The sequence below is a fragment of the Macrococcus brunensis genome (assembly GCF_022343725.1).
GTDB classification, from domain to species: Bacteria; Bacillota; Bacilli; order Staphylococcales; family Staphylococcaceae; genus Macrococcus; species Macrococcus brunensis.
The window spans coordinates 232,383-248,439 of the sequence record NZ_CP092179.1; the positions used below are offsets into that span (position 1 = coordinate 232,383).

The 16,057-nt window shown below is 40.9% G+C and carries 18 protein-coding genes; all 18 read left to right on the plus strand.

Annotated elements, in window-relative coordinates; genetic code table 11:
* Positions 1–12 precede the first annotated feature (12 nt).
* Complete coding sequence (rpsM, locus tag MGG13_RS01230) at positions 13–378, plus strand: 30S ribosomal protein S13 (RefSeq protein WP_133431440.1); 366 nt, start codon at positions 13–15, stop codon at positions 376–378.
* 22 nt (positions 379–400) lie between these two features.
* On the plus strand, positions 401–790 hold the full coding sequence (gene rpsK / locus MGG13_RS01235) for a 30S ribosomal protein S11 (protein ID WP_133417857.1): 390 nt from the start codon (positions 401–403) through the stop codon (positions 788–790).
* A 78-nt stretch (positions 791–868) separates the two neighbouring features.
* On the plus strand, positions 869–1,813 hold the full coding sequence (locus tag MGG13_RS01240) for a DNA-directed RNA polymerase subunit alpha (RefSeq protein ID WP_133431441.1): 945 nt from the start codon (positions 869–871) through the stop codon (positions 1,811–1,813).
* 18 nt (positions 1,814–1,831) lie between these two features.
* On the plus strand, positions 1,832–2,200 hold the full coding sequence (rplQ, locus tag MGG13_RS01245) for a 50S ribosomal protein L17 (protein ID WP_133431442.1): 369 nt from the start codon (positions 1,832–1,834) through the stop codon (positions 2,198–2,200).
* Positions 2,201–2,438: 238 nt separating this feature from the next.
* Entirely contained in the window at positions 2,439–3,107 is a 669-nt protein-coding gene (locus tag MGG13_RS01250; protein ID WP_239035073.1) for a response regulator transcription factor, read from the plus strand.
* Positions 3,104–4,234, plus strand: coding sequence for a sensor histidine kinase (locus MGG13_RS01255; RefSeq protein WP_133431444.1), 1,131 nt, complete (start codon positions 3,104–3,106; stop codon positions 4,232–4,234). Before MGG13_RS01250 ends, MGG13_RS01255 begins: the two co-directional genes overlap by 4 nt.
* Positions 4,235–4,305: 71 nt before the next feature.
* Complete coding sequence (locus MGG13_RS01260; protein WP_239035074.1) at positions 4,306–5,457, plus strand: COG4705 family protein; 1,152 nt, start codon at positions 4,306–4,308, stop codon at positions 5,455–5,457.
* A gap of 32 nt (positions 5,458–5,489) precedes the next feature.
* Complete coding sequence (locus MGG13_RS01265; RefSeq protein WP_239035075.1) at positions 5,490–6,185, plus strand: phosphatase PAP2 family protein; 696 nt, start codon at positions 5,490–5,492, stop codon at positions 6,183–6,185.
* Between the two features lie 93 nt (positions 6,186–6,278).
* The gene (locus tag MGG13_RS01270; RefSeq protein ID WP_239035076.1) at positions 6,279–7,052 is read left to right on the plus strand and encodes an energy-coupling factor transporter ATPase; all 774 of its coding nucleotides are present in this window, start codon (positions 6,279–6,281) and stop codon (positions 7,050–7,052) included.
* The gene (locus tag MGG13_RS01275; protein ID WP_239035077.1) at positions 7,049–7,903 is read left to right on the plus strand and encodes an energy-coupling factor transporter ATPase; all 855 of its coding nucleotides are present in this window, start codon (positions 7,049–7,051) and stop codon (positions 7,901–7,903) included. The genes MGG13_RS01270 and MGG13_RS01275 overlap by 4 nt, the downstream gene beginning before the upstream one ends.
* Positions 7,893–8,690 (plus strand): energy-coupling factor transporter transmembrane component T family protein, encoded by a 798-nt coding sequence (locus tag MGG13_RS01280; protein ID WP_239035078.1) that lies wholly within the window; start codon positions 7,893–7,895, stop codon positions 8,688–8,690. The genes MGG13_RS01275 and MGG13_RS01280 overlap by 11 nt, the downstream gene beginning before the upstream one ends.
* A gap of 9 nt (positions 8,691–8,699) precedes the next feature.
* Complete coding sequence (gene truA, locus MGG13_RS01285) at positions 8,700–9,521, plus strand: tRNA pseudouridine(38-40) synthase TruA (RefSeq protein ID WP_239035079.1); 822 nt, start codon at positions 8,700–8,702, stop codon at positions 9,519–9,521.
* 117 nt (positions 9,522–9,638) lie between these two features.
* The gene (gene rplM / locus MGG13_RS01290; RefSeq protein ID WP_133431451.1) at positions 9,639–10,076 is read left to right on the plus strand and encodes a 50S ribosomal protein L13; all 438 of its coding nucleotides are present in this window, start codon (positions 9,639–9,641) and stop codon (positions 10,074–10,076) included.
* Between the two features lie 19 nt (positions 10,077–10,095).
* The gene (gene rpsI / locus MGG13_RS01295) at positions 10,096–10,488 is read left to right on the plus strand and encodes a 30S ribosomal protein S9 (protein ID WP_133429831.1); all 393 of its coding nucleotides are present in this window, start codon (positions 10,096–10,098) and stop codon (positions 10,486–10,488) included.
* A gap of 301 nt (positions 10,489–10,789) precedes the next feature.
* Entirely contained in the window at positions 10,790–12,214 is a 1,425-nt protein-coding gene (locus MGG13_RS01300) for an ATP-binding protein (RefSeq protein WP_239035080.1), read from the plus strand.
* Positions 12,215–12,640: 426 nt separating this feature from the next.
* A complete protein-coding gene (locus MGG13_RS01305) occupies positions 12,641–13,072 on the plus strand; it encodes a hypothetical protein (protein WP_239035081.1) in 432 nt (143 codons plus the stop codon).
* A 301-nt stretch (positions 13,073–13,373) separates the two neighbouring features.
* Complete coding sequence (tyrS, locus tag MGG13_RS01310) at positions 13,374–14,603, plus strand: tyrosine--tRNA ligase (protein WP_239035082.1); 1,230 nt, start codon at positions 13,374–13,376, stop codon at positions 14,601–14,603.
* Between the two features lie 145 nt (positions 14,604–14,748).
* A complete protein-coding gene (locus MGG13_RS01315; RefSeq protein ID WP_239035083.1) occupies positions 14,749–15,870 on the plus strand; it encodes an IS4 family transposase in 1,122 nt (373 codons plus the stop codon).
* Positions 15,871–16,057: the final 187 nt, after the last annotated feature.

The window sequence follows — 16,057 nt, forward strand, 5'->3', positions numbered from 1 at the left end:
GGTGCACTATAAATGGCACGTATCGCAGGTGTAGATATCCCTCGTGAGAAACGCGTTGTTATCGCGTTAACTTACATTTATGGTATCGGTAAAACTTCCGCACAAAAGATCCTTTCAGAAGCAGGTATTTCTGAAGATACTCGTGTGCGCGACTTAACAGAAGATGAATTAAACAAAATCCGTGAAACGGTTGACGGTTACAAAGTAGAAGGTGACCTTCGTCGTGAAACAAACTTAAACATCAAACGTCTGATGGAGATTTCTTCTTACAGAGGTATTCGTCACCGTCGTGGTTTACCAGTTCGTGGTCAAAACACAAAAAACAATGCACGTACTCGTAAAGGACCAGTTAAAACGGTCGCTAACAAAAAGAAATAATAAGTAAAGGAGTGAAACATAAATGGCTCGTAAACAAGTATCTCGTAAACGTAGAGTTAAAAAGAATATTGAAAACGGTGTAGCTCACATCCGTTCAACATTCAACAATACAATCGTCACAATTACTGATGAATTCGGTAACGCTTTATCTTGGTCATCAGCTGGTGCGTTAGGTTTCAGAGGTTCTCGTAAATCTACTCCATTCGCAGCACAAATGGCTTCAGAAACTGCTTCTAAAGCAGCGATGGAACACGGTTTAAAAACAGTTGAAGTTACAGTTAAAGGTCCAGGTGCAGGTCGTGAAGCAGCTATCCGTGCTTTACAATCAGCAGGTCTTGAAATCACAGCGATCAAAGACGTTACACCAGTTCCTCACAACGGTTGTCGTCCACCAAAACGTCGTCGCGTATAATTTTATTTAGTACTTCCGTTCATTTACAATAGCAGTAGCACTAAAAATTATTCGACGTTGTTGAAGGAGGATAAATAAATGATTGAAATCGAAAAGCCTAGAATTGAGACAGTTGAAATCAGTGAAGATTCTAAATTCGGTAAATTCGTTGTTGAACCGTTGGAACGTGGTTATGGGACAACTTTAGGTAACTCCTTACGTCGTATCCTACTCTCTTCATTACCTGGTGCGGCTGTTAAAAACATCGAAATCGAAGGCGTTCTGCACGAATTCTCTACTGTAGAGAACGTGGTAGAAGACGTGACAACTATGATCATGAACATCAAAGGTATTGCGCTTAAAATCTACTCTGATGAAGATAAAGTGCTTGAAATTGATGTGAAAGATGAAGGTATCGTCACTGCCAAAGATATCATGCATGACAGCGATGTTGAGATTTTAAACCCAGATTTAAAAATCGCAACAGTATCTAAAGGTGGACACCTGAAAATGCGTTTAATCGCTAATGCAGGTCGTGGCTATGCTTTAGCTGAAGATAACAATACGAGTGATTTACCAATTGGTGTGATTCCAGTGGACTCACTTTATACACCAGTGGAGCGTGTGAACTACACAGTTGAAAATACACGTGTAGGTCAAAGTACGAACTTTGATAAATTAACTTTAGATGTCTGGACAGACGGATCATTAACACCACAGGAAGCTGTATCGCTTGGTGCGAAAATCATGACTGAACACTTAAACATCTTCGTTAACTTAACAGATGAAGCACAGAACGCTGAAATCATGATTGAAAAAGAAGAAGATCACAAAGAAAAAGTACTTGAAATGTCTATCGAAGAATTAGACTTATCAGTACGTTCTTACAACTGCTTAAAACGTGCAGGAATTAACTCTGTACAGGAACTTGCAGATAAATCTGAGGCGGACATGATGAAAGTTCGTAACTTAGGCCGCAAGTCACTTGAAGAAGTTAAGTTTAAACTCGAAGACTTAGGTCTTGGATTAAGAAAAGAAGACTAGTAAAAGGAGGTACGATTCATGGGTTACAGAAAATTAGGCCGCACTTCAGATCAACGTAAAGCGATGTTACGCGATTTAGCTACATCTTTAATCGTGAACGAACGTATCGAAACAACTGAAGCTCGTGCGAAAGAATTACGTAGAATTGTTGAAAAATTAATCACTTTAGGTAAACGCGGTGACTTACATGCTCGTCGTCAGGCAGCTGAAGTATTACGTCGTGTTGAAATCACTAACGAAGATGACACTACTCAATTCGCAGTACAAAAATTATTCAATGAAGTAGCACCACGTTACAACGAACGTCAAGGTGGCTACACTCGTATCATGAAAGTTGGACCACGTCGCGGAGACGGTTCAGAAATGGTTATCATTGAATTAGTATAATTCAAGTTTATAGGGATCACTTATCTTATACACACACTATAAGCAAATGAGTGCAACGATAATGTTTACCACACATAGATATTGTCTAGCTCAGAGTATTCTGCCACAATTGAACAACTATATGCGTGAACTCCTGTGGCAGAGTGCGCGCTTTTTTCATTCTTAATCCTTTTAGCAGATGCTAAAAGGTTTTTTTGTTTCACCGATGTATAATAGGTCTAAAAAGGAGAGGTGCAGTATGAAGATTCTGCTGATTGAGGACAACGCGACTTTAGGGGGCTTTCTGACAGACATACTGACCCTGAAGAACTATACGGTTGAATGGCTAAAAGATGGCATAGATGTCGTCTACTATTTTGATAACAGTCGTTATGATATTGTACTAGTAGATTGGATGCTGCCCTCCGTTTCAGGCATTGAGATCATCAGACAGCTGCGAGATGCACGGATTCAGGTACCGATTATTATGTTGACCGCCAAGTCAGAGACTTCAGATAAGGTTGAAGGACTCCTGACGGGTGCCGATGATTACTTGACGAAGCCCTTCGAGATGGAGGAGCTGGAAGCCCGTATGCTTGCTGTTATCAAACGTTATCAGCTAATTGATCATAACGAGAAGGTAAAAGGCAGTGTGACCTTTAATTTTAACCGCCATTCATTCAGCATCCATGGAACTGAAATTAATCTGACCCATAAGGAATATACGCTGTTAGAGCTCTTATTTCTGAACCATATCGTGACGCGGGAGATGATTCTTGGCACCGTATGGTCAACTGAGCAGATAGTCGGTGACAATAATATAGACGCGCTTGTGCGTCTCCTGAAGAAAAAGCTGAAGCAATATGAAGCAGGGCTTGAAATTAAGAGTATCAGAAATATCGGTTATAAGCTGGAAGATATGCGATGAATTATGACTTTAAAAAGGTTTTTCTCAGATATGTTCTCCTCCTGTCACTATTAATCGGTATTTTATATGTCGGCATCATCACTATATTTTCGTGGCAAGTGAATAAGGAAATTCAGGAATCATCAATGGCTGAACTAAAAGAAGTAAGGTCAATCCTTGCAACAGGTAGACCCATCGGCCAGGAACAGTACTATATGGAAGTGGAGAAGGGACAGATCATCACGAACCATACACCGCTGTCTGCTTCTTTACTTAAACAGCAAGTGCTTGATCAGCAGCCCGGGTTTGTCATTAAAAACGGTAAGGATCGTTACCATGTTGAAGGAGAGGAAGGGCTATATATTCTGAATGATATTACTGATTACGAGGAAACAAAGCTGCTTCTCTTCAGACTCTTACTCATTTTATTAGTGATGACGGCCGTGCTGATATTGGGTGCAGCCTACTATATCGCAATCAAACCCATTAAGACTTACGAAAAGATGCTGCAGCAGCATAAAGAGTTCATTCAGAATGCATCTCATGAACTGAAGACACCGATTGCCGCCATCTCGCTCGGGACAGACTATATCATTGCGCTTGATCAATCTAAGTTGTCGCCGAAAAGTCTGGAGTCGCTCAAGAAAATCAAACGTGAAATTAAATATATGCAGCGTATTATTCATCAGTCCCTTAACCTGGAAAGTGACTATGAAAATAAAGAACAGATTAAACTTGCGCCTGTGCTGGATGAAGTCATTGAGCAGCAGCTTACACTGAATGATGGGGTCATTATCCGTCAGTATAAAGACGATATCGTGACGAAACTGTCAGCTGATCAGCTTAAGCAGATGCTGACGATTCTGCTGGATAATGCGATTAAACATAATGATGATGTCATTGTAACGGTAGCGGCGCGTCAGCATCATCATCTGCTGCAGATTGAAGTGAGTGATAATGGACGCGGCATCTCGCCTCAGCATATCGATCATATATTTGACCGCTATGCACGCGGTGATACACAAGCTGAGGGCAGTGGCATCGGTCTTGCACTGCTGAAGGAACAGGTCACTCAGCTGCAGGGCGAAATCAAAGTGATATCAGAACTGAATAAAAAAACCAGTTTTATACTGGAATTTCCGGAATAAGGCGGTCTTTTTCAGTTTCATTTCAGTTTTCTCCTTTATAGTGAACCTATCAACTTAAAGGAGTGATTCAAATGAACCGACAGTTATTGAACAAAGTTCCGCAGATTACCGTCTTTTTCTGGTTAATTAAAATTTTATGTACAACAGTAGGTGAGACATTCGCTGATTTCATCAACTTCAATCTGGGTATTGGATTAACAGCTACTACAATCTTAATGGGTGTCGCACTTGCCGTGTCGCTATTCTTCCAGTTCCGTGCCCATGGCTACAGACCTTTTACTTACTGGCTGACAGTGGTGCTCTTAAGCGTCTTTGGTACGCTGGTCACTGATAATATGACAGACAACATGGGTGTACCGCTCGAAGTGTCGACTGCTATCTTCTCAGTACTCTTAGCACTGACGTTCGGCATGTGGTATATAAGTGAACGAACACTGTCTATTCACTCTATCTATACAGTGCGCCGTGAGGTCTTCTACTGGCTGACCATTCTTTTTACTTTCGCACTCGGTACAGCAGTCGGTGACCTCTATTCAGAGCAGCTTGGTTTTGGCTACCTCTATACAGGTATTGGTGTAGCAGCCATCATCGCACTGATCTATATGGCTTATCGTTACCTGAAACTGAACGGCATCCTTGCTTTCTGGGCGGCTTATATCTTAACGCGTCCGCTCGGTGCCTCACTCGGCGATCTGTTGTCACAACCTGCAAAGAACGGTGGACTTGGCCTGGGTACAACTGTTACAAGCATCATCTTCCTGGTCCTTATATTAGGTATCATCATCTATCTCGCTAAAACAAAGGTCGACCATACAGATGAAAATGTCGCAATGACGGAAGTTTCAAGTAACAAAGGTGCAAAATGGCAGACAGTGGCACTCCTCGCGATCTTCCTGATCGTAGGAATCGGGACTTACCAGCTTCGCATGCAGACCATTGCGCCGCATACAACGACACTAAAAGGACAGCTGACTGCATTTATCAAGACAGAAGATAAGATTAAAAACGCAAAAGATAAGCTTGTGATGAAACAGGGTGCTGACCAGCTGGAACATGAATGGGATCAGCAGGAACCCGCACTTCGTGCCATTGATGCGAAGAAATGGACATCAGTCGATACGACAATAGACGGGGTGTTAGCAGCAGTCAGACAGTCCGGAGACCAGACAAAAGTCCAGCAGGCAGTCACACAATCTGAACAAGTGATGCAGTCGATCAACTAGCTGACTTTTCATAACTAACAGGAGGAATCATCATGTATTCAATATCAAAACGCGCCGTTACGTTCTCGGCGATTATCGGCCTTATCACATTTTTACTGGTAGCTCTCGGTCTGACATTTAAAGTGAAAGCACTGCATTTAGTCGATTTACTGACATTCAATTGGTGGATGACAAACTACGGGGAGCCGCAGATGACGTTCACAGGGTTCTATGAATCGTACTTCACGATATTTGCCAAATATTTTGATGTGCCGACTGTTGTTATTGCCATTCTGATACTCGCTGCATACCTGGCAGTCAAAAAATATTACTCGCTAGCTCTCTGGGTGATGTATGTTGTGGCATCAGGTGGCTTAATCGGTCTGATGTTAAAACGTCTTTTCCACCGAGCACGGCCTTATGACCACTTGCTTGCAGACGGAGGATTCTCATTCCCAAGCGGCCATACACTATCCAGTAGTGTGCTCTTTATGATAGTGATTATCATCCTGACACCTAAGCTGAAAAATCGCTATGTACGCTGTATTGTCTATACGCTATCAGCAGTGATATGGGAGAGCGTCATGTTCAGTCGCATGTATTTCCATGCCCATTTCTTTACCGATGTTCTGGGTGGAATGGCATTCGGACTGTTCTGGGTGATGTTTAATCTGCTGTTATTCAATAGAATCGACCGACTTGTCTCACGTTTCCTGAAAAATAACCGGACTCTGATCTGGATGCAGTAAGGTATGAGCAGGATGTTTCTCTTTTTTTGTGTATTGAATTTGCTATACTAGTGATACATGAATGGGGGAGAAAGCATGCTGGACGTGAGGAATGTGAATTATCAATATGAAGAGCAGGAGACTGCTGCACTGACAGATGTCTCTTTCTCTGTTGAACGTGGTGAGTGGGTGTCTATCGTCGGACATAATGGTTCGGGTAAGTCGACGCTCGTCAAACTGCTCGGCGCGATTATGCCGCTGCAGCAAGGCAGTATCACAGTGGACGGTATGGCTGTAACTGAAGAGAACAGCTATGATATCCATGGTAAGGTCGGTATGGTCTTCCAGAACCCGGATAATCAGTTTGTCGGTGCGACAGTCGAGGATGACATCGCCTTCGGACTCGAGAACTACGGGGTGGACTACGACGAGATGCACAGACGGGTGGAAGAAGTGCTGGAGGCGGTCTCTATGTCTCATATGAAGACCCATGAGCCGCATCACCTGTCAGGCGGTCAGAAGCAGCGCGTGGCGATTGCAGGCGTTATTGCGCTCAGGCCTGACATCATTATATTAGACGAGGCGACCGCGATGCTGGACCCGGAAGGACGTCTTGAGGTGCTGGACGTCATCCGTCAGCTGCAGCGCGATTTGAATCTGACGGTTCTCGCGATCACGCATGATCTGGAGGAGACGATAGAGGCGGACCGGCTACTCGTCATGCATCAGGGCAGACTCGTGATGCAGGGGACGCCTGAGACGTTATTTGAACGCGGGAACGAACTTGAAGCGATCGGTCTGCCGTTACCTTTCTCAATGCGTATGTATCAGCTGATAACGGGCGAGTCTAAATTTGTACTGGATGAGGAGCTGCTGAACAACTTATGATCAATTTTGAGCGTGCAGGCTATGCTTATTCAAAAAGTACGCCGTTTGAAGTGCGTGCGTTATATGATATTACAACTGATTTTGAACTCGGTAAGTACTATGCAGTTATCGGCCATACGGGATCAGGGAAATCCACATTGATCCAGCATCTGAACGGACTACTGAAGCCGACTGAGGGGACGATTCAGTTTGATGACTTACTGATTACCTCGAAGACAAAGAACAAATATATGGCGCCCCTTAGACGTCGTGTGGGCGTCGTCTTTCAGTTTGCGGAGCAGCAGCTCTTTGAGGAGACGGTAATGAAGGACATTATCTTCGGTCCACTTAACTACGGTGTACCTGAAAAAGAGGCGAAAGAGAGAGCTTATGACCTGATGGAACGCCTTGACCTGGACCTGTCACTGCTCAGTCGCTCTCCGTTTGATCTGTCAGGCGGCCAGATGCGGCGTGTGGCGATCGCAGGCGTTCTCGCGATGGCGCCTGAGATACTGGTCTTAGACGAGCCGACAGCGGGACTGGATCCTAAAGGCCAGCAGGAGATTATGGCTTTATTTGACCGGATCCATCAGGAGACAGGCATGACGATTATCCTCGTGACCCATCAGATGGACCAGGCCGCGCGTGCGGATAATATCAAGGTGCTGCATCAGGGCACGGTTGTGCTTGAAGGGACACCGAATGACGTCTTCAGACAGGATCTGACGCCTTACGACCTGCTGCCGCCAAAAGTCGTGCAGCTGCAGTACGCGGTGGAAAAGAAACACGGTATTCAGTTTCCGGCGCTTGCGCTGACAGCAGAAGAATTCGCTCGTATGTATAAGGACTGGAGGAATCAGTATGCTCGATAATATGGTGCTGGGACGCTACGTCCCCCTCGATTCCTTCGTCCATCACCTGGACCCGCGGATGAAGCTGATCTTCGTCTTTCTGATGACGATTGTCATCTTCCTGGCGAATAACATCCTGACGTATCTGCTGCTGATTGCTGTCATCCTGATGGCACTCTCTGCCTCTCGCCTCAAGCTGTCCTTCCTGATCGGTGGCCTGAAGCCGATTCTGCTGCTACTCATCTTCACGTTCTTCATGCACATTCTCTGGACGAAGGGTGGCGGCACGTTATTCAGATTAGGCTTTCTGACTGTGGACCGTAACGGCGTGGAGCAGGGGATATTTATCACCTTACGCTTCCTGCTGATTATTATCCTGACGACGATTATGACGCTGTCAACGAGTCCGATCTCACTGACAGATGCCATTGAAACGCTCTTCAGACCGCTGAAGAAAATGAAAGTGCCGGTCCATGAACTCGCGCTCATGATGTCGATCGCCCTGAGATTCATACCAACCTTGATGGACGAGACGCAGAAAATCATGCGGGCACAAGTTTCGCGCGGCTCTGATATGACAGCAGGGAACCCGGTGAAGCGGCTGAAAGCGATCGTGCCACTTCTTGTGCCGCTCTTTGTCTCAGCATTCAAACGGGCAGAAGACCTGGCTGTCGCCATGGAAGTGCGTGGCTATAGAGGCGATGTCAACCGGACGAAGTACCGCAGACTGGACTGGCGCCTGGCCGACACACTGACATTACTGACCCTTATACCGATTACATTACTCATCCTGTATTTCAGAAACTAGAGGTGAACGATGCGAATTTTATTACAACTCACTTATAACGGTGCGAACTTTCAGGGCTTTCAGATCCAGAATGAAGGCCGCACCGTACAATATGAACTGGAGCGCATACTGAAGCGCATGCATAGAGACTTCGTACGTATTCACCCGTCATCACGCACGGACAAGGGCGTGCATGCTCTGTGTCAGTATGTCCATTTTGATACACATCTGAACTTAACACCGTCCAAGTGGCAGCATGCCTTTAACTCAAGCCTGCCGGACGATATCTATATCACAGATGTCAGGGAGATCCCGGAGACGTTCCACAGCCGCTATGACTGCATCGGTAAAGCCTACCGCTATAAAATCTATCAGACGCCTTATAGAGACGTCATGAAGACAGGACTCGAGACATGGTATCCCTATGACCTGGATCTTGATAAGATGAACGAAGCAGCCAGGACCTTTCTCGGCACACACGACTTTACCTCCTTCTGTTCTGCGAAGACAGAGATCGAGAACAAAGAACGCACCATCTACAGCTTCACTGTCACGAAGACACCTGACGGCTACGACTTCCGTGTCATCGGTTCAGGCTTTCTCTACAACATGGTCAGAATCATGGTGCAGCACCTGATCGACATCGGCCAGGGCAGACGCGAGGACGATACAGCAGCGCTCCTTGCTGCACGTGACCGGAGGGAAGCGGGCAAGACCGCACCGGCCGAGGGACTCTACCTCGAGAAGATTTATCTGACGACAGAAGAACTCGAGAAAGACATACCCGCAGGTACGAAAATAATTACTAAAACTACACCGAAGTCATTGACAACAGACCCCGGAATGTTATAAGATAGACAACGGTATTGTTTAATATCAACCACTACAATAAGCCCCGGAAACTTATTGTGTTACAGATATATAGACAGAATTCAGAGGGAACTTTTTTTATTTTAGGAGGAAAAACACATGCGTCAAACATTCATGGCAAACGAATCAAACATCGAACGCAAATGGTACGTTGTTGATGCAGAAGGACAGACTTTAGGTCGTCTTTCTTCAGAAGTAGCATCTATCTTACGCGGTAAAAACAAACCAACATTCACACCACACGTAGACTGTGGCGATCACGTCATTATCATCAACGCTGAGAAAATTCACTTCACAGGTAACAAAGCACAAGACAAAATCTACTACCGTCACTCATTACATCCAGGTGGTTTAAAACAAATCTCTGCTGGTGAATTACGTGAGAAAAACCCAGTACGCTTACTTGAGACATCTATCAAAGGGATGTTACCAAAAGGTTCACTCGGCGATAAAATGGGCAAAAAATTACACGTATACGCTGGACCAGAACACAAAAACCAAGCACAACAACCTGTAAACTACGAGTTACGTGGTTAATTAAGAGGAGGACAATACATTGGCACAAGTTGAATACCAAGGCACAGGCCGTCGCAAACATTCAGTAGCGCGTGTACGTTTAGTACCGGGCGAAGGTAACATCACTATCAACAAACGTGACGTACGTGATTACTTACCATTTGAATCATTAATCTTAGACTTAAACCAACCATTCGATATCACTGAAACTAAAGGCAACTACGACGTATTAGTAAACGTACGTGGCGGCGGTTTCACTGGACAAGCACAAGCAATCCGTCACGGCATCGCACGTGCATTACTTGAAGCAGACCCAGAATACCGTGGATCATTAAAACGCGCGGGCATGTTAACACGTGACCCACGTATGAAAGAACGTAAAAAACCAGGTCTTAAAGGCGCTCGTCGTTCACCACAGTTCTCAAAACGTTAATATCGTTGTTATATCAGCATTTACAGCACTTCTTGGGATATTCCAGGAAGTGCTTTTTTATATGGTTTTGACATAGATGTTACCCCTTAAATATCTTAATGAGGATTTAAAATGGTAACATTGTTAATTTTACTCAAGAAATATGACAGTTTATGATACTGATTGATGTTAAATGAAATTCTAAATTTTTTTACCTACTGATATACGTACAGTAACTTGTTGCTGTCCGAAGATTTCATTTCTCTATGTTATAATTTGATATAATAAATCCCTTTTATGAATGGTTATTGAGGTGAAGAATATGATAGACAGACTAAACTTCTATCAGTATGAACCAGAAGGTCAATTGCTGGATAGAAAAAGAGCATCAATTCATCCTAAGGATATTGCTCAGCATATAAGTGCTTTTGCTAATGCTGAAGGTGGTACGTTAGTTATTGGAATAGAGGATGATAGAGAAATCAGCGGATTTAACCACTCGAAAGCAAAGCGTATAGAAGAATACATTGAAGCACCATATGAATTCCTTTCGAGAATACCTCGATATTCTCATGAAATCATCGAAGTTGAAAATAGCGAAGGCGAAGATGATAAAATATTAATTTTTAATATAGAACCTAGCTATGATGCCATCATCACTTTAAAAGATGATTCTGTCTATTTACGAGTAAATGATAAAAGTAAGAAACTTACACATCCACAGATTACTAATCTTGAATATGATCGTGGGGCAAGACGTTTCGAAGAAGAACTCGTTGAATACTCTTCTATTGATGATGTAAATGAAGAGCTAGTAGATGAGTTTAAGAAGTTATTAGGTACGCATGTGAGTACTGAGAAGCTGTTAAAAGCCAGAGGGTTTATGAGGAACAATCAATTGACAGTAGCAGGTTTACTTTTATTTAGTGACAATATCAATGTTTATTTTCCAAGTGCACGTATTCGTTTTATGAGGTATGAAGGAACCAGTGAAGAATCAGGTTCAAGATTGAATGTCGTTAAAGACGTAACGTTTGAGAATGCACTGCCTAAGGCAATTAGAGAAGCCAGGACATTTATTAATACGCAGCTACGTGAATATACCTTCTTAGGAAAAGAAGGAAGATTTGTGACACTTCCTGAGTATCCTGAGTTTGCCTGGTTCGAGGGCATGATCAATGCTATCGTTCATCGCAGATATGATAATCAAGGGGATCATATCAGAATAAAAATGTTTGATGACAGACTGGAGATAACTAGTCCAGGTGCACTTCCTGCTTCTGTCACTTTAGAGAATATTAAAGAGGAGCGATATTCAAGGAATCCTAAACTGGCTGCAGCACTGACTCAATATAAGTGGGTAAGAGAATCAAATGAAGGCGTTGGGCGTATATTTGATGAAATGAAAGACTATTTCCTGGATGACCCAGTTTATTCAGAACCAAACAATAGTGCAGTTCAGCTGACTTTGAAAAATAATATCGTTGCCAGAAAAGAAAGAGAAACAGGGCGAGTAAGTAAAATAATAACGCCTGAATTATTTGAAAGTTTGAATGAGCAGCAAGAGTTAATTGTGAGACATTTATATAATCAAGGAGAATTAACAGCTTCTCAAATTGCGGTTATCATTCAAAGATCTGTTCCAACGGCGAGAAAAAGGTTGAAAGAATTAGAAGGAATGAACATTATATCTACGCATGGATCAAGTAAAAATGATCCTAAGAGAACTTATTATTTGCTAGATTAGTTAGCTGTTTTGAGAACTTTCGAGTAAAAGTGAAAAACTTTCGAGTAACTCAGCTGAAAAATGAATAAAAACGATACAAATGTTATGATGCCAAGAGTTTAAGGGGTTTCGAGTAAAAATGAAAAACTTTCGAGTAACTCAGTTGAAAAATGAATAAAACGATAGAAACATGATGATACCAAGAGTTTAAGGGGTTTCGAGTAAAAATGAAAAACTTTCGAGTAACTCAGTTGAAAAATGAATAAAATGATAGAAACATGATGATACCAAGAGTTTAAGGGGTTTTGAGTAAAAATGAAAACTTTCGAGTTATCAAATAACTAGTATTATGAGATATATTGTGAATGTTTTCTTTCATAGTTTTGCTAATATGGTGAAACTATAAAGAATGTTTTTGATTTTTATTTATAAGTAGAGAGGATATATTTGAATAATATGGAGACACATAAGTATACGTCTGATTGTAGTAAATGTTTTGCTCTATGCTGTGTAGCTTTACCTTATAGTAAATCAGCGGATTTCCCATGTGATAAACCAAGTGGAGTACCATGTCATAATCTAAATGATGGATATTTATGTACCATCCACGATGCTTTACGTGATAATGGTTTTAACGGTTGTGTAACATTTGAATGTTTTGGGGCAGGACAACACGTATCACAAAATCTTTTTAATCAAACTAGTTGGAAAAATGATGAGATTAAAAATGAAATGTTTAATGTTTTTCCAATTGTCCATCAAATTAATGAAATGATTTATTACTTATATGAGTGTCTGAATCATGCTGATGATTCTAAGGTGAAAAAATATATAAATGATCTTGAAAGTGTTATTAATTCAAATGTTATAAAAAAATAATACGATACCTTAAAGTAATGTTGAATATTGGTTTGAATATACATATTGACAGAAATTTCCGATAAATATATAATTACTTTAATTTAATAAAAATTGATGAAGAACAAGTAGATATTAATTATCTTTTTAGAGATCTGATGGTTGGTGAAAATCAGAAAGTAATTATTATTGAATACATCTTATTAAAATCAATGCAGTCATGTGTCTGTTACACATAAGAGACCCAAGTCTGGTGGTACCGCGATTATACGCCCATACATTTATTTGTATGGGTGTTTTTATATTTTAAGGAGGATTTATAATGGATTTGAGTAATGAGCAGAGACAAAATTTTGAATTACAAAGAGATACACTATTAAATGGATTGGTTGATATCATCCCGTTAGAAAGTTTTGAAAATAAGCTGAAAAAATCAATTGTAAATGAAGAACCATTAAAAATTAAATTTGGTCTAGATCCTACTGCACCTGATGTGCACTTAGGTCACACTGTAATAATCAATAAGTTGAAGCAATTTCAAGATTTTGGCCATAAGATACAAATTATCATTGGAGACTTCACTGGTAAGATAGGAGATCCAAGTGACAGAGAAGCAACAAGAAAGCAGTTAACTGACGATGAAGTAATTTATAATGCTAAGACTTACTTTGACCAGATATCAAAAATTATAGATAAAGAAAACATTGACGTATTTTATAATTCAAAATGGCTGAAGGAACTAGATTTAGAAGAAATATTAAATATGGCTTCCTCAATCACATTGACTAGATTATTGGAACGTAAAGATTTTACTAATCGATTCACTAATAATAAGTCCATTGCTTTGCATGAATTCTTCTATCCATTAATGCAGGGATATGATTCTGTTTCACTTGAATGTGATATTGAAATTGGTGGAACTGATCAACTATTTAATCTGTTAATGGGCCGGCATATGCAGGGTCATTACAATCAAGAAGAACAAGTAGTCTTAACATTGCCATTATTAGAGGGACTAGATGGTATACAGAAGATGTCTAAGTCTAAAAATAATTATGTTGGAATTGATGAAAATCCTAAAGATATGTTCGGTAAATTGATGAGCTATCCTGACGAACTAATGGAAAAGTATATCAATCTAGTTACCCGTTACTCTCTTGAAGAGAAGAAAACTTTAATTAAAGCAATCTCAGAAGGTAACATACATCCTAAAACAGCAAAGATGCAGATTGCAAAGCATATAGTAGCTTCATATCATGGAGAAGAACAAGCTAATATTGCTGAACAGGAATTTAATAATGTCTTCGGGAAAAATGCTCTGCCAAAAGATATAGATGAAATAAAATTAAAAGAAGGTCTGTACGATATCATTGAGTTATTAACATTTGAATTAGACTTGTTTAAATCAAAAACTGAAGCAAGAAAAATGATTTCGAATGGGGGAATCAGAATAAATAGTGAGAAGGTAGAAGAAGAGCAGTTAAAGGTTCAAATTGAGAATGGTATGATTGTACAAGTGGGTAAGAGGAAGTTTAAAAAAATTATTGTATAAATGATTTCACTAGTGTTGCATAAAAATATTTCAACCTACGGTTTTAAACGGAATATTCTAAAAATTTATTTTCGGTACAAAAAAAGTCCTTTATAATGGTTGGAGGTAGTAACACACATCCAAATCCAATACAAAGGATCTCAACATGGATAAGTTTACTAGAAAATCATCATTTGAACAATGGATTTCACCTATAGATTTTAAGAAAATCTCTCAACAGGTGAAAATCCTGAACTTAGATTACTATACAAAGAAGCTGGATACCTGTGCTTTCATTAAACTTCTATTATATTCACAGTTGTTTGAGAACGAAAGTCTACGTGCTGTCAGTGATAGTGTTTTTTCAGAGGAACTTCAGAAAACCTTAGGTTTTGATTCTATCAGCTACTCTCAACTCAGCAGAAAACTATCTGACGTTCCCACACAGATCTTTAAGGATATCTTCAGTCAGCTGTTAGACCAGATTCAGAGGGAGACGCACTTCAATCAGAAGAGAAAAATCACTACACCACTGAAGATCATTGATTCTAGCACATTACCTCTAAACCTCCATCACTATCGCTGGGCAAAGTTCAGAAAAACAAAATCCGGTGTTAAGCTGCACCTGCGGTTGGTTCATATGGAAGATCATGATTCATATCCAGATGATTTCTACCTTACCAATGCCTGTGAGAATGATCAGAATCATCTTGAGCTTTTAGTGGATGACAAGGAATGTATGTACGTTTTTGATCGTGGATATGTACAGTACAGCAGATTTGATGAAATGACTGATGAGGGCTACTTCTTCGTATCGAGATTACGAAATAATGCGGTTCATAGAGTCATTCACGATTTCAGCACTGGTGAACAAACCAACGTCATTTCAGATGAGATGGTGGTCCTTGGAACAACGATTAACAGGACAGAGAATTACTTTCGCCGTGTGACTGTTCAGGATAACAAAGGCAAGAATCTTGTCTTAGTGACCAATAGATTCGACCTATCTCCGGAGGAGATTGGCGAAATCTACAAATCACGCTGGGCGATCGAACTATTCTTTAAGTGGATCAAACAACATCTGAACGTCAAAACATTTTATGGCTGCTCAGAGCCAGCTGTCTCCAATCAGATTTATATCGCTTTGATTGTCTACTGTTTGAACGTATTAATTAAGTTAAAGAATAATAGTAGAAAGAGTATCCTGCAGATTACAAGATTACTCAAAGCTTCTGTATGGAGCAGCGGACACCATCTGATTCGCAGAATCAGGGAGCATATCCCCTGATAGCCCTTAAAAAATGTCGCTTAGTTATTGCGTAATAGCATCAGTAAAAAAATGGATGATTACTACCTCTGTTTAGGTATTTTCAATTTTTGAATTTTCGTAAAAAGTATATTTTCAGAAAATTATGTATTTATTTATACAACACTACTGATAAAGTATCTAAAAATTATCTAATGTTGCAATCACT